Source organism: Herbaspirillum sp. NPDC087042 (assembly GCF_044745245.1).
In the GTDB taxonomy this organism is placed as follows: domain Bacteria; phylum Pseudomonadota; class Gammaproteobacteria; order Burkholderiales; family Burkholderiaceae_D; genus Herbaspirillum.
Genome location: NZ_JBIUZW010000033.1, coordinates 1 through 19,071, shown reverse-complemented (window position 1 = coordinate 19,071; position 19,071 = coordinate 1). Strand labels below are relative to the sequence as shown.

16 protein-coding genes and 1 pseudogene are annotated in these 19,071 nt (G+C 64.0%); 13 read left to right on the top strand and 4 right to left on the bottom strand.

Translation table 11 applies throughout. From position 1 onward, the window contains the following. Positions 1-56: 56 nt before the first annotated feature. Positions 57-1,067, bottom strand: a pseudogene (urtA, locus tag ACIPHN_RS25385) (urea ABC transporter substrate-binding protein); the annotation flags it as partial. Positions 1,068-1,640: 573 nt separating this feature from the next. On the opposite strand from urtA, the gene ACIPHN_RS25380 reads away from it, so the two are divergent. Further along, positions 1,641-2,123, top strand: a complete 483-nt coding sequence (locus tag ACIPHN_RS25380) for a helix-turn-helix domain-containing protein (RefSeq protein WP_400441879.1) — start codon at positions 1,641-1,643, stop codon at positions 2,121-2,123. After that, positions 2,123-2,701 carry a putative toxin-antitoxin system toxin component, PIN family gene (locus ACIPHN_RS25375; protein WP_400441876.1) on the top strand — a complete coding sequence of 193 codons (579 nt, stop codon included), beginning with the start codon at positions 2,123-2,125 and terminating at the stop codon, positions 2,699-2,701. Before ACIPHN_RS25380 ends, ACIPHN_RS25375 begins: the two co-directional genes overlap by 1 nt. Positions 2,702-2,792: 91 nt before the next feature. On the opposite strand, the gene ACIPHN_RS25370 is transcribed toward ACIPHN_RS25375, so the two are convergent. The 3 genes from ACIPHN_RS25370 to ACIPHN_RS25360 all read right to left on the bottom strand — a co-directional run bounded on the left by ACIPHN_RS25370 (position 2,793) and on the right by ACIPHN_RS25360 (position 6,770). Beyond that, a complete protein-coding gene (locus tag ACIPHN_RS25370; protein ID WP_400441874.1) occupies positions 2,793-3,620 on the bottom strand; it encodes a ferritin-like domain-containing protein in 828 nt (275 codons plus the stop codon). 152 nt (positions 3,621-3,772) lie between these two features. Then, on the bottom strand, positions 3,773-5,494 hold the full coding sequence (locus ACIPHN_RS25365) for a diguanylate cyclase (protein ID WP_400441871.1): 1,722 nt from the start codon (positions 5,492-5,494) through the stop codon (positions 3,773-3,775). Positions 5,495-5,513: 19 nt separating this feature from the next. Then, entirely contained in the window at positions 5,514-6,770 is a 1,257-nt protein-coding gene (locus tag ACIPHN_RS25360; RefSeq protein WP_400441868.1) for an ABC transporter substrate-binding protein, read from the bottom strand. A 425-nt stretch (positions 6,771-7,195) separates the two neighbouring features. Here ACIPHN_RS25360 and ACIPHN_RS25355 point away from each other — a divergent pair, with 425 nt between their 5' ends. From ACIPHN_RS25355 to ACIPHN_RS25305, 11 genes are all read left to right on the top strand, one after another. Beyond that, the gene (locus ACIPHN_RS25355; RefSeq protein ID WP_400441865.1) at positions 7,196-8,419 is read left to right on the top strand and encodes a Bcr/CflA family multidrug efflux MFS transporter; all 1,224 of its coding nucleotides are present in this window, start codon (positions 7,196-7,198) and stop codon (positions 8,417-8,419) included. Positions 8,420-8,706: 287 nt separating this feature from the next. Continuing rightward, complete coding sequence (locus tag ACIPHN_RS25350) at positions 8,707-9,420, top strand: FadR/GntR family transcriptional regulator (RefSeq protein ID WP_400441863.1); 714 nt, start codon at positions 8,707-8,709, stop codon at positions 9,418-9,420. 122 nt (positions 9,421-9,542) lie between these two features. Continuing rightward, on the top strand, positions 9,543-11,195 hold the full coding sequence (locus ACIPHN_RS25345; protein WP_400441861.1) for an ABC transporter substrate-binding protein: 1,653 nt from the start codon (positions 9,543-9,545) through the stop codon (positions 11,193-11,195). A 114-nt stretch (positions 11,196-11,309) separates the two neighbouring features. Further along, the gene (locus ACIPHN_RS25340; RefSeq protein WP_400441859.1) at positions 11,310-12,263 is read left to right on the top strand and encodes an ABC transporter permease; all 954 of its coding nucleotides are present in this window, start codon (positions 11,310-11,312) and stop codon (positions 12,261-12,263) included. A gap of 11 nt (positions 12,264-12,274) precedes the next feature. Beyond that, a complete protein-coding gene (locus ACIPHN_RS25335; protein ID WP_400441856.1) occupies positions 12,275-13,180 on the top strand; it encodes an ABC transporter permease in 906 nt (301 codons plus the stop codon). Further along, positions 13,177-14,268 carry an ABC transporter ATP-binding protein gene (locus tag ACIPHN_RS25330; RefSeq protein ID WP_400441853.1) on the top strand — a complete coding sequence of 364 codons (1,092 nt, stop codon included), beginning with the start codon at positions 13,177-13,179 and terminating at the stop codon, positions 14,266-14,268. The genes ACIPHN_RS25335 and ACIPHN_RS25330 overlap by 4 nt, the downstream gene beginning before the upstream one ends. Continuing rightward, complete coding sequence (locus ACIPHN_RS25325) at positions 14,261-15,316, top strand: ABC transporter ATP-binding protein (protein ID WP_400441850.1); 1,056 nt, start codon at positions 14,261-14,263, stop codon at positions 15,314-15,316. Before ACIPHN_RS25330 ends, ACIPHN_RS25325 begins: the two co-directional genes overlap by 8 nt. Beyond that, on the top strand, positions 15,313-16,503 hold the full coding sequence (locus ACIPHN_RS25320) for an amidase (protein WP_400441845.1): 1,191 nt from the start codon (positions 15,313-15,315) through the stop codon (positions 16,501-16,503). Before ACIPHN_RS25325 ends, ACIPHN_RS25320 begins: the two co-directional genes overlap by 4 nt. Then, entirely contained in the window at positions 16,490-17,026 is a 537-nt protein-coding gene (locus tag ACIPHN_RS25315) for an ureidoglycolate lyase (RefSeq protein ID WP_400441833.1), read from the top strand. Before ACIPHN_RS25320 ends, ACIPHN_RS25315 begins: the two co-directional genes overlap by 14 nt. A 115-nt stretch (positions 17,027-17,141) precedes the next feature. Then, positions 17,142-18,035, top strand: coding sequence for an EamA family transporter RarD (gene rarD / locus ACIPHN_RS25310; protein WP_400441830.1), 894 nt, complete (start codon positions 17,142-17,144; stop codon positions 18,033-18,035). Between the two features lie 52 nt (positions 18,036-18,087). Further along, the coding region (locus ACIPHN_RS25305) for an ATP-binding cassette domain-containing protein (RefSeq protein WP_400441827.1) at positions 18,088-19,071 on the top strand (984 nt) is incomplete at its 3' end.

Below are 19,071 nucleotides of genomic sequence, written 5' to 3'. Positions count from 1 at the left end.
GCCCCCCCGCCCCCCCCCCCCCTCACCCTCCCGGTCTCGGTCGACCCGGCCTAGCCCACGGCCTGCGCCCACATGTGGATGCCGACGTAGGTGGCTTCCATCGGGTCGTTGGTCACGACGGTATCGGCATTGGGCAGGTTCTTGGCCTTGGCGTATTCCTTCCACTTCTTGATGAAGGCGGTGTTGACCGGGTTCTTCACCGACTCGAAGTAGTTCCAGGCGGCCAGGTGGCCCACCAGCGGCTTGGTATCCACGCCGCGCAGTTCTTCTTCACCCACCGAGAACGCCACCACTGGCACGTCGGTCGCCTTCAGGCCGGCGTTGCCCAGTTCCTTGTAGAAGGGCACGTTGGAGTCGCCGTTGATGGTCGAGATCACAGCCGTCTTGCCACCGGCCGAGAACTTCTTGATGTTGGCCACGATGGTCTGGTAATCGGAGTGGCCGAAGGGGGTATAGACCTCGTCGATGTCGGAGTCCTTCACGCCCTTGCTATGCAGGAAGGCGCGCAGGATCTTGTTGGTGGTGCGCGGGTAGACGTAGTCGGTCCCCAGCAGCACGAAGCGCTTGGCACCGCCACCTTCCTTGGACATCACGTATTCCACCGCCGGGATGGCCTGCTGGTTGGGGGCCGCACCGGTGTAGAAGACATTCTTCTCGAGTTCTTCACCTTCGTACTGCACCGGGTAGAACAGCAGGCTGTTCAATTCTTTGAACACCGGCAGCACCGACTTGCGCGACACCGAGGTCCAGCAGCCGAAGACGACCGAGACCTTGTCCTGCGAGATCAGCTGGCGGGCCTTTTCGGCGAACAGCGGCCAGTTCGAGGCCGGGTCGACCACCACCGGTTCCAGCTTCTTGCCCATCACGCCGCCGGCGGCGTTGATTTCATCGATGGTCATCAGGGCCACGTCCTTCAGGGACGTTTCGGAGATGGCCATGGTGCCCGACAGGGAGTGCAGGATGCCGACCTTGATGGTGTCGGCGGCAAAGGCGGAGGGCAGCCAGGAGGATGCGGCCAGTGCGAATGCGCCCAGAGCGGTGGCTTTCAGTACGGTACGACGTGACATGTGGTGCTCCCTCGAGAAAAAGTTTTGGAAGATTTTTTTCACTGCCCAGACGCTTTAGCAGATTGCGTGCCAATGCCCGGAAACGGGCGCGGCCATGCATCAAAGCGGGGCGGGGGAGTACGGGAGCGAGCGGGAAATGTTGTCAGCCGGAACAAAACTGCGCACCAAAGCCGAGCGCAATTGTCGACAGCGCATTGGTGTCCGGGCAAGATTCACCAAGCTGGCGCTTGGTCGTGCCCGATCTTGGGGCGGTCAGAAAAGCCCACTGGATGCGGGTTTACGCCGAGTTGTTGAAATTTCTGTAGTTGGAACAGATTGCTAACAATATAAAGATCGATATTCAATTGTCCTTTTGGGATGAATTATCAATAAGACCTTTGGAGCGTATCGTGCGACTGCATTTTCTTGATGGGCGTTGGGCATCGTAGAAAGGTCAGCCTATAAAGTGTGCTTTTGGGGAGCCTTATTTTCTTTTGTTGCGGATATTTCGTTTATTTCGTATGATGTTTTTATACTGGATTTGCCTCCTCCCGCTAGCCTCGACATTTCGTTTGAATAACACAGGAGAAAATCGTGTCCACTCATGCCCTTGATCTGGAGATGTCTTTGGAGACCAGGGAGGAAGTCGAGCTCGCCAGAACTGCCCAGCGTTGCATCATGAGTGCCTTGGACCACTCCAATGCGGTCAGCATCGCCTTGCTCGAAGATGGGGTGGAACGTATAGATGGCTTGCCGCTTCTGAAATTGCCTCCCAAGGTATTGCAACTGATTGCAAACATGCTCGGTTCGCTCGCCCAGGGTAAGGCTGTCGCACTCATGCCAAAGGAGCTGGACGTCACGACGCAACAGGCCGCCCAATTCTTGAATGTTTCCCGTCCCCATCTGATCCGCTTGTTGGAGCAGGGTGCAATTGCCCACCATATGGTAGGCTCGCATCGTCGCATCCGGCTTGCCGATGTGTTGGACTACAAGGAAAAGCGCTCACAGCAATCCAGAGAGAAGCTCACGGCGTTGCTTGAACAGGCCCAAGAATTGGACATGGGTTATCCGCGCTAATGGCAGGCGTCCTGCAATACACCGTTGTATTGGACGCCTGCGTTTTATATCCCGCGCCGGTGCGAGATATTCTGCTCCAGCTCGCGGCGAGTGGTGCCTTCCATGCCCGCTGGACCAAAGACATCCACAACGAGTGGATTCGAAACCTATTAAAAAATCGCCCGGAACTTGATCCGGTCAAACTGGCAGCTACGGCTGAACTCATGGATGGAGCGATCGAAGATGCGCTGATAGAGAATTATCAGTACCTCATCCCTTGTCTTGAGTTACCTGACCCTGATGATAGGCATGTTCTTGCCGCCGCCATCGTTGGCCACGCCGATGCGATTGTTACCTACAACCAGAAAGACTTTCCGTTGGATGTCGTCAGTCGGCATGACATCGAGATTCTGCATCCCGACGATTTCCTGATCTATCAGTACGACTTGAATAACGTCGCGTTTTTAACAAATGTCAAAGAGCTGCGTGAACGCCTGAAGCGTCCCGAGGTGAGTGCCGAGCTACTCATTGGAACCTACGTTGGCCTGGGTTTGCATCAAACCGCTGCTCTATTGAGCAAAGCCGTTGAGTTGATATAAATCGAGTCCGCACCTATGCGCGCCTATTGGTGGAATGATTCGATCGTCTCAATGATCAACCAGCACGCCGCCTGGCGTGGTGACAAAGTCCTCAGCGCAGCAGCACACGCTGCATGAACTGGCGCAGCGGGAATTCGATCATGGCCTGCAGCATCGCGGGCAGCTCCAGCGGGCGCATGATCATCTTGATGGTGGTCTCGGGTTTGAGATTGATGCGCACGGTGCGGCTCATGCGCGAGGCCAGTTCCTTGAGGTGGGCCGGATCGGCCGCCAGTTCGGGCTTGTAGACCCGGGCCACATGGCGGATGGCGCAATCGGCATCCTCGCTCTTCAATTCCAGCGTGCGCCGGCTCAGGGTGCCGAACACGCGCGAGCGGCCGACCTTTTCCTGGCGGCGGTAGCGGCGGAAGTACTGGTAGAAGTGCTTGTAGTGATTGACCTCGTCGTTGGCGATCAAGCCGGCCAGGTGCTTCAGGACCGGTTCGTCGGTGGCGCGTGCCAGCGCACGGTAGTAGGTCGAGGTGCCCGTCTCCACCACACAGCGCGCAGCCAGTTCCTGGGCGCGCGTGGGTTCGAGCAGCTCGACCTTGCAGTATTGCGAATATTCGTCGAGGAAGCCCCGGTAGGCCCGCTCCCAGTCGAACTCCGGCCAGACATGCGCCACATAGGCGCGCAAGGCCGCGCCGTGCTGCAGTTCTTCCTTTTCCCACTGCTCGCGCAGCCAGTCCTCGACCTCGGGGTCACCCTGGTAGTACTGCACCAGGTTGTGGGTATAGAGATCGGAGCCACTCTCGACGAAGGAGGCGCAGGCCACCAGGTAGAACAGGTCTTCATCGGGGCGCGTGCGCGCCAGGTCGATGCGGCTGAAGTCGATGTCTTCGACGGACCAATGTTTTTTTTCTTGGCGGCTGGGACTCATCTGCTATACCTCGCTATCGGATGGATGGAGTGGGCATAACGGTATGATGCAGCGCATTGTCATTGGTTCAGGGCAGGGTGGCCCGGATTAACCGTTCTTTGCACCGTGCGGCGATCGTGTCAGGCGTTTGTCAGTGCTGACGGTGATTTCTCTTACAGACGAACGGTCGCATCGTTGCCCAGCACGACCCGATTGCGACCCTGGTACTTGGCGTGATACAGCGCCTGGTCGGCGATGCGCACCACCTGTTCTGGCGTGGTGTGGTCGTCGGCCTGCAGCACGGCCACGCCGATGCTGGCGGTGATGTAGCCGGAGGGGGAATCGGCATGCGGCAGCTTGAGTTCGAAGATGGCCTGGCAGATGTGCTCGGCCTGCTGCAGCGCATGCGTGGTATCGCTCTCGGCGATGATGACGCTGAACTCCTCGCCGCCGTAGCGCGCCACCAGGTCGGTGGCGCGGCGCGAACTCTTCTGCAGCACGCGCGCGACGATGCGCAGGCATTCGTCGCCGGCCAGGTGGCCGTAGCGGTCGTTGTATTTCTTGAAGTAGTCCACGTCCAGCATCAGCAATGCCAATGGATGACCGGAACGCACCGAGCGCCGCAGTTCATTGGTGAGCACCTCGTCGAAGCGCCGGCGGTTGGCCACGCCGGTGAGGCCATCGGTGGCCGAGAGAGCTTCGAGCTTGCGGTTGGCACGTTCCAGCTCCTGCGTGCGCCGCGCCACCTGCTCTTCCAGCTCCTCCTTGCTCTGGTGCAGCTTGACTGCCATCTCGTTGAACTTGCGCGAGAGCACGGCGATCTCGTCCTTGCCGGCCTGCTCCACCCGCACCGTGGTGTCACCGGCACCGGTCTCGCGCATCGCCGCGACCAGCCTGAGCAAGGGCGCACTGATGCTGCGCGCGATCAGGGCCGACAGCAGCAGGGAGGCCGCGAAGCATAGCAGGCCAATGGCGATGATCTTGTCGCGTACCGAGCGGGTATCGGCGTTGAGGCGATCGCTGGGCGTGGCGCTGACCACCCACCAGGAGGTATGGGGCAGCTTGGCGATGGCGGCGTAGTAGCGCGTGTGGTCGGCGCCGGTATAGGCGATGAAGTCGCTGGTGCGCCGCTGCGACAGGCTGGCGGCAATGCCCTTCTGCAAGGCCGGATCGGCCAGGCTCTGGTTGCCCTCGCGGCTTTGCACCACCACCGCGCCATCGCTGGCATCGACGATGAAGATGGTGGAGTCGTAGCCCAGGTCCACGCCATCGAAGATGCTGATGAAGTAGTTGGGGCGCACGCCGATGAAGAGGACGCCGGCACTGCGGTTGTTGCCGGTGAAGCGGATCTCGCGCAGCATCGCCAGACTCTTCTGGCCATGGCCGGCGTCGTAGAGCGTCCACCAGGCCCGGCTGTTGAGATCGGGCGCTTCCTCGGCGACCCGGCCGATGCTGCTGGCCAGCGGTGCGAAGACCTGCGGATCGACCACCTGGCGGTTACGGTCCAGGATGTATTTCTGGTTCACGTAGGGCAGCGCCCCGTAGGTATCCAGCAGTACCCGGGCCATGCCGCTGCGGGCGGCAGCGCTGGCGGCTTCGTCGCCACCGTAGTAGTCGCCCAGCAGGCGCTGCAGCCGGGACGACAAGGCCAGCTCTTCGCTGGTGTCCTCGATCTTTTCCATGCGCAGCATCAGGTTCTGCGAGATCTGCTTGGCCACCTGCACCGAGTAGGCTCGCACTTTATCCTGCGTGGCGCGACTGGTCTCGCGATAGGCCAGCAGGCCCGAGATCACCAGCGGCACCAGCGACACCAGGATGAAGGAGTTGATCAGCCGATAGCGGATCTCGATCTTTCGGAGGAAGCCGAGGGAAAGGAAGTCCAGCCGTTTGCGCATGCGGTGTGGTCCTCCAGCCTTATTTGCCAGCCAGGCGCGCCTGTTCGGCGATCGATGCCTGCAAGGCCCGCGCGGCGTGAGCGGGCGACTGCTTGCCGGCCAGCACGGCCTGCAGCAGGCCGTGCAATACATCGATGGTCTCGGCCGGCAGGTAGGAGTAATACAGGCCCGGCGTATCGGCGGCGGCGACACTGCGTTGCAGGCTGTCGACCAGTGCAAACAGGTTGCGGTCGCCGCTGGCCTCGGGGCCGATGGTCTTGAAGGGTGGGATGTTCTTGCGCTTGCCCTGCCAGATCGGCATGCCGGGACCGTACAGGAAATCGATGAAGCTGGCCGCCAGCTGGCGGTTGCGCGGACTGCTGCGCTGGGCGATGGCAAAGCCGGTCTCGCTGCCGATGACCGGCTTGAGGGGGCGGCCCTTGTCATTCCAGGGGGGGGCAAAGACGCCTACGCGCAACGCGTGGCTCTGCATCAGGGCGCCCGCCGCCCAGGTTCCCTGGAAGGTCATCGCGGCCTGGCCGTCAGTGAACTGGCGCAGGGTGGCGTCATAGCCCGAGCGCAGGCAATCGGCCTGCAGCAGTTTCTTCTCGGCCAGTGCACGCAGCCGGCCGAAGATGGCGACACCTTCCGGATTGTCCAGCGCCAGCGTGCCGCTGGCGATGCGTGCGCGCCAGTCAGGCTGGGTGATGGCGATCTCGTTGGCAAAGCCGTAGCTGAAGGGGCCATTGCCCAGCATGTTGGGAAACGCGCCCGGCAAGGCCAGCGGCGTGAGTCCGGCTTTCCTGAGCGTGGCACCGAGGGCGAGGAACTGCTCGAAGTCGGTCGGCAGGCTGCGGATGCCGGCGCGCTCGAACATGTCGCGGTTGTAGTAGATCAGCGTGGTGGCCACCCCGGTGGGAATGCCGAAGCGGCAGCCTCCCGGCGAAGTCCAGGCGCGCTGCAGGATCTCCAGCATGTTGCCCCAGGTGGAGGACAGGCCGAGGTCGCCCAGCATGCCCTGGTCGGCCAGTCCGGCCGTATAGGGATTGGGATTGACCGAGAAGATGTCGGGCAGGCTGTCGGTGGCGGCCTTGGGCCGCAGGTTTTCTTCCACCGAATTGCCGATCATGAACTGCAGGTTGATGCGGACATCGGGATGTGCGCGCATGAAGGCATCGGCCACGCGCTGCATTTCCTCCGGCCAGTCCGGTGCCCAGACCAGTGCCGTCAATACGGTCGGATCGGCGGCCGAGGCGGCACGACCCGACTCGTCTGCGCGACCGCAGGCTGCGAGCATGCCTGCCCCGGCCAGGCCTGCCAGCAGCAATTGGCGGCGCTTGCCCGGCTGCGCTGATCGATTTTCCGCAGTGCAACTGCAGTTGGGCATGACGGTCGCTGATGGCTTGGGTCGGCCACGCATTGATTCCCCCTGCGGCTATGACGTTGTAGTGTTGCTCGGCGTCACCATGGTCATGGTGCGCTCCAGCCGCTCCCTGCCTTGACTCCTGGCATGTGGGAAGTACGACAACAAGTGTGCCATTAAACAAAGCGATGTGCACGATGGCGTTGTGCATTTGTTGTGCCTGGTCAGCTTTTTTTGCTGGAGGGTTTGACACAGAGCGGATGCCCTGATGCGCTGGCTGCCTGAAGGAAAGCCGGCACCGATCTATAATGACGGCCTCACGCCATCAGGCCGCTCCGGCGGCTGTCCCAGACTTCCTCATGCAAAACAAAGATACTTCGCTCTCGACGGGCAAATTTCCGCCATGGCTGGCCGTCCTGGCCGCGCTGACCGCCATGGGTGCGCTGGCCATCGACATGTACCTGCCCAGCTTCACGGCCATCGCCCATGACCTGGGTGTCGGCACCAACCTGGTCCAGTTGACGCTGGCGGCCTTCCTGGTCGGCCTGGCGGTGGGCCAGATGTTCTATGGTCCGCTGTCGGACCGTTTCGGCCGCAAGCCGCCGCTGTTCTTCGGCATTGCGCTCTACTTCGTCTGTTCGCTGCTGTGCATCTTCGCCCAGAACATCGAGACGCTGATCGTGCTGCGCCTGTTCCAGGGCCTGGGCGGCAGCGCCGGCATGGTGATCCCGCGCGCCATGGTGCGCGACCGCATGGGCGCCGAAGGCTCGGCCAAGGCCTTCTCGATGCTCATGCTGGTGTTCGGTCTGGCCCCCATCCTGGCCCCCTTCATCGGTGGCTTGATGCTGGTGTTTGCCAGCTGGCGCGGCATCTTCGTGGTGCTGACCATCTTCGGCCTGCTGTGCATGCTGGGTACCCGCAAGTACCTCACCGAAACGGTGGATGTGGCTCGCGCCGAGCCGCTGCACCTGGGACGCACGCTGCGCCAGTACTGGGGCTTGCTGCGTCATCGCCAGTTCATGTCCTATGTGCTGTGCGGCGGCCTGGTGCAGGCCGGCATGTTTGCCTATATCGCCGGCGGCCCGTTCGTGGTCATCGAGCTGCACGGCATCAAGCCGCAGTACTTCGGTTTCGTCTTCGCCTCCAATGCCATCGGCCTGATCGCAGCCTCGCAGGTCAATGCGCGCCTGGTGGTCAAGCGCTCGGCCGAGCGCGTGCTGGGCCGTGTGCTGTGGGTACCGGCCGGCCTGTCGCTGGTGGTCGCGCTGCTGGTGCTGGCCGGACTGGAGAGCCTGCCCCTGCTGCTGTTCGGCTTCTTCGGTTTCCTCACCGCCTATGGCTTCACCGGCCCCAATGCCACCGCCATCGCCCTGAAGCATCAGGGCCGTCAGGCCGGCACGGCAGCGGCGCTGATGGGCACGCTGCAATTCGGCATGGGCGTGCTTTCCGGTGTGGTGATGAGCCTGTGGCACGATGGCACGGCCTTGCCGCTGGTGTCGGTGATGGCCATCTGCGGCGTGCTGGCCTTCCTGCTGTATCACGGCGTGGCCAAGCATGCACCGTCGCCGTCGACGGCACCCTGAGCACATCGTTCTTGTCGACGCCTCCGAGCCCGGTTTGCACCGGGCTTTTTTTCGTCCGTCCTCCTTGCTCATTTTGGGGATCGATGTCTGGCCGCCTCACGCCGGCGGTGCGCCAGTGCATCAAGAGCGCTCATCCCGGGCTTGCGCAGGGCGTGACCGCGAGCTCGTGGCAATCCTCGCCAAGTCTTTTGCGACAAGGGTTTGCGGACAATCCACCCGCAGGTGGCACGCTCGTTGCTGTAGGGGTCTTCGCGGTCTGACCAGTCAGGCCAACAAGGACACCCGCCATGAGCATGCCCAATATCGCAGCACAAACCTTGCAGCGGCAGATCCTCTCCGGCACCTACCGGAGCGGCGAAATGCTGCCCAGCCAGCGCGAACTGGCCGAGTCGATGGGCATCAGCCGCGCCTCGCTGCGCGAAGCGTTGTCGATGCTGGAAGCCTTGGGCTTCATCCGCTCCGTGCCGGGCAAGGGCACGCTGGTGGCCGAGCGCCAGGACGCCCGCGTGACGCCGCCGCAGGTGCAGATGGGCGCCGACGGCGAGGCCGGTAACGCCGGTAACGCAGTCTCGGCGCTGGACCTGGCTGCCATCTTCCAGCTGCGCTACACGCTGGAGTCGGCTGCTGCCGCCCTGGCCGCGCGCCATATCACGCCGCATGCCACGCCGCGCCTGTGGGGCGTGCAGGCACGCTTCGAAGATGCCCTCAAGAATCTCGACCTGGTCAGCGCCTCGCACGCCGACCTGGAGTTCCATCAACTGGTCGCCGAGCTCTCCGGCAATGGCGCCTTCACCCAGGTAGTGCGCCAGTTCGAGCAACCGATCAGCCACAGCCTGCGCGTGCCCTTTGCCGACCGCGAACGCATCTGGGCGCCGGCCATCGAGCATCGCGCCATTGCCGCTGCGATCTCGGCCGGCGATGTGGAAGGCGCGCGCCACGCCATGCAGGCGCACCTGGCCAATGCCGCCGCCCGGGTCGGGCTGGTGTTCACTCCGCCCTGACGCTGCGGCATCCCGTTCGTCTTTTCCGTCTTTTCCGTCCCTCCCGGTTTTTGTTTGTCGCGCAGTTCCTGTTTTTTATGTCGTCGTTTCCACCGTCGTCCCTCAACAAGGAAAGCACTGATATGAATTTCCCCAAGACCGCTACCCTGACGCTGGCCTGTACCCTGGCCTTCGGCGCCTTCGCTGCGCCCGTCGCGCATGCCGAAAAGGTGTTGCGCATCGCCATGACCGCTGGCGATATCCCGCGTACGCTGGGCCAGCCCGACCAGGGCTTCGAGGGTAACCGCTTCACCGGCATCCCCATGTATGACGGCCTGACGCAATGGGATCTCTCCAAGGCCGACAAGGCCAGCGAACTGATCCCCGACCTGGCGCTGTCGTGGCAGGTCGATGCCAAGGACAAGACCAAGTGGATCTTCAAGCTGCGTCCCGGCGTGAAATTCCATGACGGCTCGGCCTTCAATGCCGATGCCGTGGTGTGGAACGTCAACAAGGTGCTCGACAAGAACGCCGTGCAATTCGATCCCAGCCAGGTCGGCACCACTGCCTCGCGCATGCCCACGCTGCGCTCGGCGAAGAAGATCGATGACCTGACGGTGGAGCTGACCACCTCCGAGCCCGACTCCTTCCTGCCGATCAACCTGACCAATCTCTTCATGGCCTCGCCCACGCAATGGGAGAAGAAGCTGGCCGCCGTGCCCGCCTCTGTGACCGACAAGGGCGAGCGTGCCAAGCAGGCCTGGGCGGCCTTCGCCGCTGATGCTTCCGGCACCGGCCCCTTCAAGATGGCCAAGTTCGTACCGCGCGAGCGCCTGGAAGTGGTCAAGTACGATGGCTACTGGGATGCCGCGCGCCGCCCCAAGATCGACCGTGTGGTGATGCTGCCGCTGCCCGAAGCCAACTCTCGCACCGCGGCCCTGATGTCGGGCCAGGTCGACTGGATCGAGGCACCGGCCCCCGATGCGCTGGATGCCATCAAGGCGCGCGGCTTCAAGATCTATTCCAATCCGCAGCCCCATGTGTGGCCGTGGCAGCTGTCCTTCGTGCCCGGCTCGCCCTGGCTGGACAAGCGCGTGCGCCAGGCCGCCAACCTGTGCGTGAATCGACCGGCCATGAAGCAGTTGCTGGGCGGCCTGATGGGCGAGGCCACCGGCACGGTGGAACCGGGCCATCCGTGGCGCGGCAACCCCAGCTTCCATATCAAGTATGACCCGGTCGCCGCCAAGAAGCTCATGAGCGAAGCCGGTTACTCGGCCGCCAAGCCGCTGACGGTGAAGGTGCAGATCTCGGCCTCCGGATCGGGCCAGATGCAGCCGCTGCCGATGAACGAGTTCATGCAGCAGAACCTGAAGGATTGCTTCTTCGACGTGCAGTTCGATGTCATCGAATGGAACACGCTCTATACCAACTGGCGCATCGGCGCCAAGGATGCGAGCGCGCATGGCGCCAATGCGATCAATGTCAGCTTCGCCTCCATGGATCCGTTCTTCGCGATGGTGCGCTTCGTCGATACCAAGGCCGCGCCGCCCACCTCCAACAACTGGGGCTTCTACAGCAATGCCGAGGTCGATGCCCTGATCGCCAAGGCCCGCACCACCTTCGAGCCCAAGCAGCGCGATGCGCTGCTGGCGCAACTGCACGCCAAGATCGTCGACGAGGCGCCCTTCGTGTGGGTGGCGCATGACACCGGTCCGCGCGCCATCTCGGCCAAGGTCAAGGGCGTGGTGCAGCCGCAGAGCTGGTTCATCGACATTGCCACCATGAGCATGGACTGATGCCGCATTGAGGCAAGCATGGCGGCGCGCATGGCTCGCTGCGCGCCGCTGAGGTCTTCTGCACCTCCTGGTCTTTCGTATTTTTCGTTTTGCCTTCGTACCGCCGGAACCGCCATGATCGCCTACCTGATACGCCGCCTTCTCTACGCCCTGCCCATCATGCTGGGTGTGGCCTTTCTCTGCTTCATGCTGGTCCATCTCGCGCCCGGTGATCCGCTGGTGTCCATCCTGCCGCCGGACGCCTCGGCGGATTTGCAGAAGCAGCTGATGGAACTCTACGGTTTCAACCGCAGCTATCCCGAGCAATTCATGAGCTGGGTCTGGCGTGCCCTGCATGGTGACCTGGGCAGCTCGATCGCCACCGGTCGCCCGGTGGCCGCCGAAGTCTTCAAGGCGGTCGGCAATACCTTCATGCTGGCGGCGGTGGCGACCGCCATCGGTTTCGTCTTCGGTGGGCTGTTCGGTTTCGTGGCCGGTTACTTCCGCAATTCCTGGGTGGATCGCCTGGCTTCCTTCATCTCGGTGGTGGGCGTGTCGGTGCCGCATTACTGGCTGGGCATGGTGCTGGTGATCGTGTTTTCCTCCAAGCTGATGTGGCTGCCCGCCACTGGTGCCGGACCCGATGGTTCCAGTGCCTGGGTGTGGGATCTGGAGCACATGAAGTACCTGCTCATGCCGGCCGTCACCATGTCCTTCATCCCCATGGGCATCATCGCCCGCACCGTGCGCGCGCTGGTGGCCGACATCCTCTCGCAGGAGTTCGTGGTGGGCCTGAAGGCGCGCGGGCTGTCGGATGCCGGCGTGCTGCGCCATGTGGTCAAGAACGCCGCGCCGACCTCGCTGGCGGTGATGGGCCTGCAACTGGGTTACCTGCTGGGCGGCTCCATCCTGATCGAGACCGTGTTCTCCTGGCCCGGCACCGGCTTCTTGCTGAACCAGGCCATCTTCCAGCGCGACCTGCCGCTGCTGCAGGGAAGCATCCTGGTGCTGGCGCTGTTCTTCGTGGCACTGAACCTGCTGGTGGATATCCTGCAAACCATTTTCGATCCCCGCATCGAGCGAGCCTGAGCGAGCCTGACATGGACATTTCCACACCCGTCTCCCCCCTGGCCGCAGCCGAGGCCGTCGTCGCTGCACCGCGTCGTTCACGCGGACACTGGGCCAACGTGGCCGCGCGCCTGGTGCGCAACCCTGGCGCCATGATCGCGGCGGCTCTGCTGCTGTTGCTGATCGTCGGCGCCCTGGCCGCACCCTGGCTGATGCCGGCCGACCCCTTCGCCACCTCCATGTTCGCCCGCTTGAAACCGATCGGCACCGCCGGCCACCTGCTGGGCAGCGACGAGCTGGGGCGCGACATGCTCTCGCGCCTGATCCTCGGCGGCCGGCTGTCGCTGTTCATGGGCATCACGCCGGTGCTGCTGGCCTTCGTCATCGGCAGCGGCCTGGGCATCCTGGCCGGCTATGCCGGTGGCGTCGTCAACACCGTCATCATGCGCAGCATCGACGTGCTCTATGCGTTTCCCTCGGTGCTGCTGGCCATTGCCCTGTCGGGTGCGCTGGGCGCCGGCATCTTCAATGCGCTGACCTCGCTGACCATCGTTTTCGTGCCGCAGATCGCGCGCATCGCCGAAAGTGTCACCACCCAGGTGCGCCGCAGCGATTATGTCGATGCCGCGCGTGCCTCCGGTGCGGGTGCCTTTACCATCGTGCGAGCCCACGTCCTGGGCAATGTGCTGGGGCCGATCTTCGTGTACGCCACCAGCCTCATCTCGGTCTCGATGATCCTGGCCTCGGGCCTGTCCTTCCTCGGCCTGGGCGTGAAACCGCCCGAGCCCGAATGGGGCCTGATGCTGAACACCCTGCGCACCGCCATCTATACCCAGCCCTGGGTCGCGGCCTTGCCGGGGGCCTTCATCTTCGTGACCTCGATTTCCTTCAACCTGCTGTCCGACGGCCTGCGCTCGGCCATGGAGGTCAAACAATGAGCCTCACCGCCCATCTCCTCACGGAAGAAAACCGCGACGTCGGCGGCCCGCGCCAGCCCCTGCTGGGCGTGCGCCAGTTGCTCAAGCACTTCCCGCTGAAGCAGCAGGGCCTGCCCTGGTCGCGCGGTCCGGCCCATGCGGTGCGCGCCGTCGACGGCGTGAGCTTCGACATCATGAAGGGCGAGACCCTGGGCGTGGTCGGTGAATCCGGCTGCGGCAAGTCCACCACCGCGCGCGTGCTGATGCAGCTGATCGAGCAAGACAGCGGTGAGCTGGTCTTCGACGGCCAGACCGTCGGTTCACGCGCCATGCCCTTGCGCCAGTTCCGCCGCCAGGCGCAGATGGTGTTCCAGGACAGTTATTCCTCGCTGAACCCGCGCATGACCATCGAGGATACGATCGCCTTCGCCCCCATCGTCCATGGCTTGCCGGCGCGCGAGGCGATTGCCCGCGCACGCAGTTTGCTGGCGCGCGTGGGCCTGCAGCCTGAGCGCTTTGCCGGACGCTATCCGCACGAGCTCTCGGGTGGCCAGCGCCAGCGCGTCAATATCGCCCGTGCCCTGGCGCTGGAGCCACGCCTGGTGATCCTGGATGAAGCCGTCTCGGCGCTGGACAAGTCGGTCGAGGCCCAGGTGCTGAACCTGCTGCTGGACCTCAAACAAGAGTTCGGCCTCACCTATCTCTTCATCAGCCACGACCTCAACGTGGTGCGCTTCATCTCCGACCGCGTGCTGGTCATGTACCTGGGCCAGGTGGTCGAGGTCGGACCGGCCGAGCAGGTCTTCGACGCACCCCGCCATCCCTATACACGTGCCTTGCTGCGCTCCATGCCCAGCATGGACCCGGCACACCGTACCGAGGAAGCGCCGCTGGCGGGCGATCCACCCAATCCCATCAATCCCCCCTCGGGCTGCCGCTTCCATACCCGCTGCCAGTTCGCCCAGGCAGTCTGCCAGCAGCGCGCACCGGTCTTTGCCGACGCGGCCGAAGGGCATGGCGTGGCTTGCCTGCGCTATGAGGCCGGCAGCGGCTACGATGCATCGGCCTTCGATGCCGGCATGGTCCACCAGGAGAGCGAGCATGGCTGAACAAGGCAAGGCAATGGTGCGTCTGCGCGATCTGCGCGTGAGCTTCAAGGCACCCGGCAAGACCATCCGCGCCGTCAGCGGTGTCGACCTGGCGGTGGCAGAGGGCGAGGTGGTGGCGCTCATCGGTGAATCGGGATCGGGCAAGAGTGTCACGCTGCGCTCCATCATGCGGTTGCACCCGGAGCAGCGCACCCGCATCGAAGGCGGCCTGGAGGTCGATGGCCGCGACGTGCTGGCGATGAAGGGGCGCGAGCTGTCGTCCCTGCGCGGGGATACCGTCGCCATGATCTTCCAGGAGCCACTGCTGGCGCTGGACCCGGTCTACACCGTCGGCGCCCAGATCGCCGAAACCATCCGCCGCCATCGCAAGGTCTCGGCAGCCGAGGCACGCGCGCAGGCGCTGGCGCTGTTCGAGAAGGTGCGTATCCCCAGCCCCGAGCGCCGCCTCGATGCCTATCCGCACGAGATGTCGGGCGGCATGCGCCAGCGCGCCATGATCGCCCTGGCACTGTCGTGCTCGCCCAAGGTCTTGCTGGCGGACGAACCGACCACGGCGCTCGATGCCACGGTGCAGATCCAGATCCTGTTGCTGCTGCGCGAACTGCAGCGCGAGCTGGGCCTATCCATCGTCTTCGTCACCCACGACATCGGCGCCGCCGTCGAGGTGGCCGATCGCATCGCCGTGATGTATGCCGGGCGCATCGTCGAGCAGGGGCCGGCCGCGCAACTGCTGGCGCAGCCGCGTCATCCCTACACCATGTCGCTGCTGCAAAGCCGCAGCCACGGCGCCATGCAAAAGGGGCAGCGCCTGCAGACCATCCCTGGCGCGCCGCCGGACCTGGCCGACCTGCCGCCGGGTTGCGCCTTTGCCGCCCGCTGCGCTTATGCGGTGGCCGCCTGCCAGGTGCAGCAACCCGCCGAGCAGAGACTGGATGCGCAGCATACGGTACGCTGTCTGCGCGCGCAGGAGTTGCAGTTTGCCGGTGCTGCCGGAGCTAACAGTGCAATATCGACCGATCTCATTGACCCCACCAAGGAACCCGCATGACCGCCGATGCTTCCCAGGCCCGTTGCTTCCTCCCCTATCCCTTCGTACCGCAACCGCACTCCGCCAGCGGCCCGCTGCTGGGCCTGCGCCTGGCGGTCAAGGATATCTTCGACGTCGCCGGTTATCCGACCGGTTGCGGCAATGCGCACATGCTGGCCATGTCCGGCATCAAGGCCAGTTCGGCACCGGCCGTGCAAGCGCTGTTGCAGGCGGGGGCCAGCTTCGTGGGCAAGGTCTGTACCGATGAGTTGGCCTTTTCGATGAATGGCAAGAACGCCCACTTCGGCACACCGCGCAATGGTGGCGCGCCCGACCGTATCCCGGGCGGTTCCAGTTCGGGCTCGGCCTCGGCGGTCTCCAATGACCTGGCCGACCTGGCGCTGGGGACGGACACCGGTGGCTCGGTACGGGTGCCGGCCAGCCATTGCGGCCTGATCGGTCTGCGTCCCACGCATGGCCGCGTCAGCCTGGCCGGGGTGATGGACCTGGCGTCCAGTTTCGATACCTGCGGCTGGTTCACGCGCGACATGGGGGTCTTCGGTCGCGTCGGCGATGTGCTGCTGGGCGAGGACAGCACGCCCTTGCCCGAGCATCCGCGCACCCTGGTCGCCGCCGATGTGCTGGCGCTGCTGGAGCCACGCGTGCAGGCGGTGTTCTCGCAGACGCTGGATCGCCTGGCGGGTGTGATCGGTACGCCGCAACCGGTGAAGACCGCCGCCCCCTCCTTCGATACCCTGTACTGGGCGTTCCGTCATATCCAGGGCTACGAGGCCTGGCAAGCCCATGGCGAGAACATCCGCCGTCATGACTTCCAGCTCGGCCCCGGCGTGGCCGAGCGCTTCGCTTGGTCGGCCACCATCACGCCACAGCAGATGCAGCAGCACAGTGCCGTGCGTGCCACCTTCCGCGAAGGGTTTGCGCGCCTGCTCGGTCGCGATGGCGTGCTGCTGCTGCCGAGCGCACCCGATGTGGCGCCCCTGCTGACGGACTCCGAACAGTCGCTGGAAAACTATCGCAACCAGGCCGTGCGCATGCTCTGCCTGGCGGGCTTGTCGGGCTGCCCGCAGATCTCGCTGCCGCTGATGCGGCTCGACGAAGCGCCCTTCGGCCTGTCGCTCATCGCGCCGCCCGGCAGTGACCGCTCGCTGATCCGCTACGCCGCGAGGCTCATGCATGAGTGCGCCTGAGATCCTGGCGCCGGAGCCGCGCGTGATCTGCGTGCAGCCGCTGACGCCGCAGGCCTTCGCGCCCTATGGTGAGCTGATCGCGCCGGGCGTGGCCGAGCGCGCCATCAACTTCGGTACCACGCGCCGCTTCGATGACGTGGCCCACCTGGATGTGCAGGCGCAGGGGGGACTTGCCTGCGTGGCGCTATTCCGCACCGACGCCAGCACCCACCTTGCCCCCTATCCGCTGCGCGCTTTCGAGCGCCATCGGCTGGGCAGCCAGAGCTTCATCCCGCTGGGGGCCAGCCGCTGCCTGGCGGTGCTGGCCGGGGCAGGTGAGCGGCCCGACGAGTCGGCCATCGTCGCCTTCATCATCGAGCCCGGACAGGGCGTCACCTTGCGGCGCGGGGTCTGGCATCACCCCTTGATCACCATCGGCGCGGCCGATGTGCTGGTGATCGAACGCCAGTCTGCCGAGGAGGATTGCGAGGTCGTGATGATGAGCACGCGCGCCCAGATCAGCCTGCATCGGCCCGGGACTTGAGCGGCGACAAGCCGGGCCGGGCGAATCCTGCAATAATGGCGGGGCCGGTGGCTGTCATCATTTCCCTATAACAAGGACAGCCCGGCATCCTCACATCCCGGTCCTGTTCATCGCCATGCTCCATGCTGTTGCCGCCTCCATCCTGTGGGGCCTGTTTCCGCTTTACTTCAAGTTGTTGAAGGAGATCTCGCCCTTCGATATCGTCGTGCACCGGCTGTTCTGGTCGTGCGTATTCCTGGTGGCGGTGCTGGCCTGGCGCCGGCAATGGCGTTGGGTGGCCGAGGTGGCCAGGCGACCCATGGTGGTGGCCGGCTTCCTGCTCTCGGCCCTGCTGCTGTCGGGTAACTGGACGCTGTATGTCTGGGCCGTCAATGCCGGGCGCATCGTCGATACCAGCCTCGGTTACTTCATGAGCCCGCTCATGAGCGTGTTCATCGGCTACCTGCTCCTGAAGGAGCGTATGCGTCCCCTGCAATGGGTGGCAGTGCTGCTGGCGCTGGGCGCGGTGCTGTGGCTGACGGTGGCCAATGGCAGCCTGCCGTGGATTTCGCTGCTGATCGCGCTGACCTTCGCCTTCTATGGCCTCCTGCGCAAGACTGCCCACCTGGGCGCGCTGGAGGGACTGTCGCTGGAAACCCTGCTGATGCTGCCGCTGGTACTGATGGTGCTGGGTTTCGACAGCTTGCATGACAGCAACGCCTTTACCCATGCCTCCACCGGCGCCCAGATCCTGCTGGCCCTGTCCGGCCCGGTGACGGCGGTGCCGCTGCTGCTGTTCGCCCACGGCGCGCGCCGCATCCCGCTGTCGATGTTGGGTTTGATGCAATACATTTCGCCCACCATCCAGCTGCTGACCGGCGTGCTGCTCTACGATGAGCCCTTTACCGGCCATCGCGCCATCGGCTTTTGCGTGATCTGGGTGGCGCTCGCGGTATACTCCGCCGAAGGCTTGTGGCGCTTCATGCGCGCGCGCTCGGAATCGGCGCAGCCGACCACCGGCGGCGCCTGAAGGCTGCGCTTACCGTTTTTTTTCCTGACTGGCATTTACTGGCATACCTACCATGGCCCAATACGTCTTTACCATGAACCGCGTCGGCAAGATCGTGCCGCCGAAGCGTCAGATCCTCAAGGACATCTCGCTGTCCTTCTTCCCCGGCGCCAAGATCGGCGTGCTCGGCCTGAACGGCTCGGGCAAATCGACCCTGCTCAAGATCATGGCCGGCATCGACAAGGAAATCGAGGGTGAAGCCATCCCGATGCCCAACCTGAACATCGGCTACCTGCCGCAGGAACCGCAACTCGATGCCGAAAAGACCGTGCGCCAGGAAGTCGAGAGCGCCCTGGGCGAAGTCTTCGAAGCCCAGGCCAAGCTGGACGCCGTCTACGCCGCCTATGCCGAGGAAGACGCCGACTTCGACGCCCTGGCCACCGAGCAGGCGCGCCTGGAAGCCATCATCTCCGCCGCCGACGGCAACAGCCTCAACCAGCAGCTGGAAATGGCCGCCGATGCGCTGCGCCTGCCGCCCTGGGACGCCAAGATCGGCGTGCTCTCCGGCGGTGAAAAGCGCCGCGTGGCGCTGTGCAAGCTGCTGCTCTCCAAGCCCGACATGCTGCTGCTGGACGAACCCACCAACCACCTGGACGCCGAATCGGTGGACTGGCTGGAGCAGTTCCTGCAACGCTTCCCCGGCACCGTGGTGGCCATCACCCACGATCGCTACTTCCTCGACAACGCCGCCGAATGGATCCTGGAACTGGACCGTGGCCACGGCATCCCCTGGAAGGGTAACTACAGCTCCTGGCTGGAACAGAAGGAAGCCCGCCTGAAGCAGGAAGAAGCCAGCGAATCGGCGCGCCAGAAGACCATCGCCAAGGAACTGGAATGGGTGCGGCAAAACCCCAAGGGTCGCCAGGCCAAGAGCAAGGCGCGTCTGGCCCGCTTCAACGAGCTGTCCGAATACGAATACCAGAAGCGCAACGAGACCCAGGAAATCTTCATTCCCGTGGCCGAGCGCCTGGGCAATGAAGTCATCGAATTCAAGAAC

Coding starts and splice junctions, on each gene's coding strand:
- rarD (WP_400441830.1), top strand. CDS start 17,142: ATGCTCCATGCTGTTGCCGCCTCCATCCTGTGGGGCCTGTTTCCGCTT.
- ACIPHN_RS25315 (WP_400441833.1), top strand. CDS start 16,490: ATGAGTGCGCCTGAGATCCTGGCGCCGGAGCCGCGCGTGATCTGCGTG.
- ACIPHN_RS25335 (WP_400441856.1), top strand. CDS start 12,275: ATGGACATTTCCACACCCGTCTCCCCCCTGGCCGCAGCCGAGGCCGTC.
- ACIPHN_RS25325 (WP_400441850.1), top strand. CDS start 14,261: ATGGCTGAACAAGGCAAGGCAATGGTGCGTCTGCGCGATCTGCGCGTG.
- ACIPHN_RS25345 (WP_400441861.1), top strand. CDS start 9,543: ATGAATTTCCCCAAGACCGCTACCCTGACGCTGGCCTGTACCCTGGCC.
- ACIPHN_RS25375 (WP_400441876.1), top strand. CDS start 2,123: ATGGCAGGCGTCCTGCAATACACCGTTGTATTGGACGCCTGCGTTTTA.
- ACIPHN_RS25360 (WP_400441868.1), bottom strand. CDS start 6,770: ATGCTCGCAGCCTGCGGTCGCGCAGACGAGTCGGGTCGTGCCGCCTCG.
- ACIPHN_RS25370 (WP_400441874.1), bottom strand. CDS start 3,620: ATGAGTCCCAGCCGCCAAGAAAAAAAACATTGGTCCGTCGAAGACATC.
- ACIPHN_RS25340 (WP_400441859.1), top strand. CDS start 11,310: ATGATCGCCTACCTGATACGCCGCCTTCTCTACGCCCTGCCCATCATG.
- ACIPHN_RS25355 (WP_400441865.1), top strand. CDS start 7,196: ATGCAAAACAAAGATACTTCGCTCTCGACGGGCAAATTTCCGCCATGG.
- ACIPHN_RS25365 (WP_400441871.1), bottom strand. CDS start 5,494: ATGCGCAAACGGCTGGACTTCCTTTCCCTCGGCTTCCTCCGAAAGATC.
- ACIPHN_RS25320 (WP_400441845.1), top strand. CDS start 15,313: ATGACCGCCGATGCTTCCCAGGCCCGTTGCTTCCTCCCCTATCCCTTC.
- ACIPHN_RS25350 (WP_400441863.1), top strand. CDS start 8,707: ATGAGCATGCCCAATATCGCAGCACAAACCTTGCAGCGGCAGATCCTC.
- ACIPHN_RS25330 (WP_400441853.1), top strand. CDS start 13,177: ATGAGCCTCACCGCCCATCTCCTCACGGAAGAAAACCGCGACGTCGGC.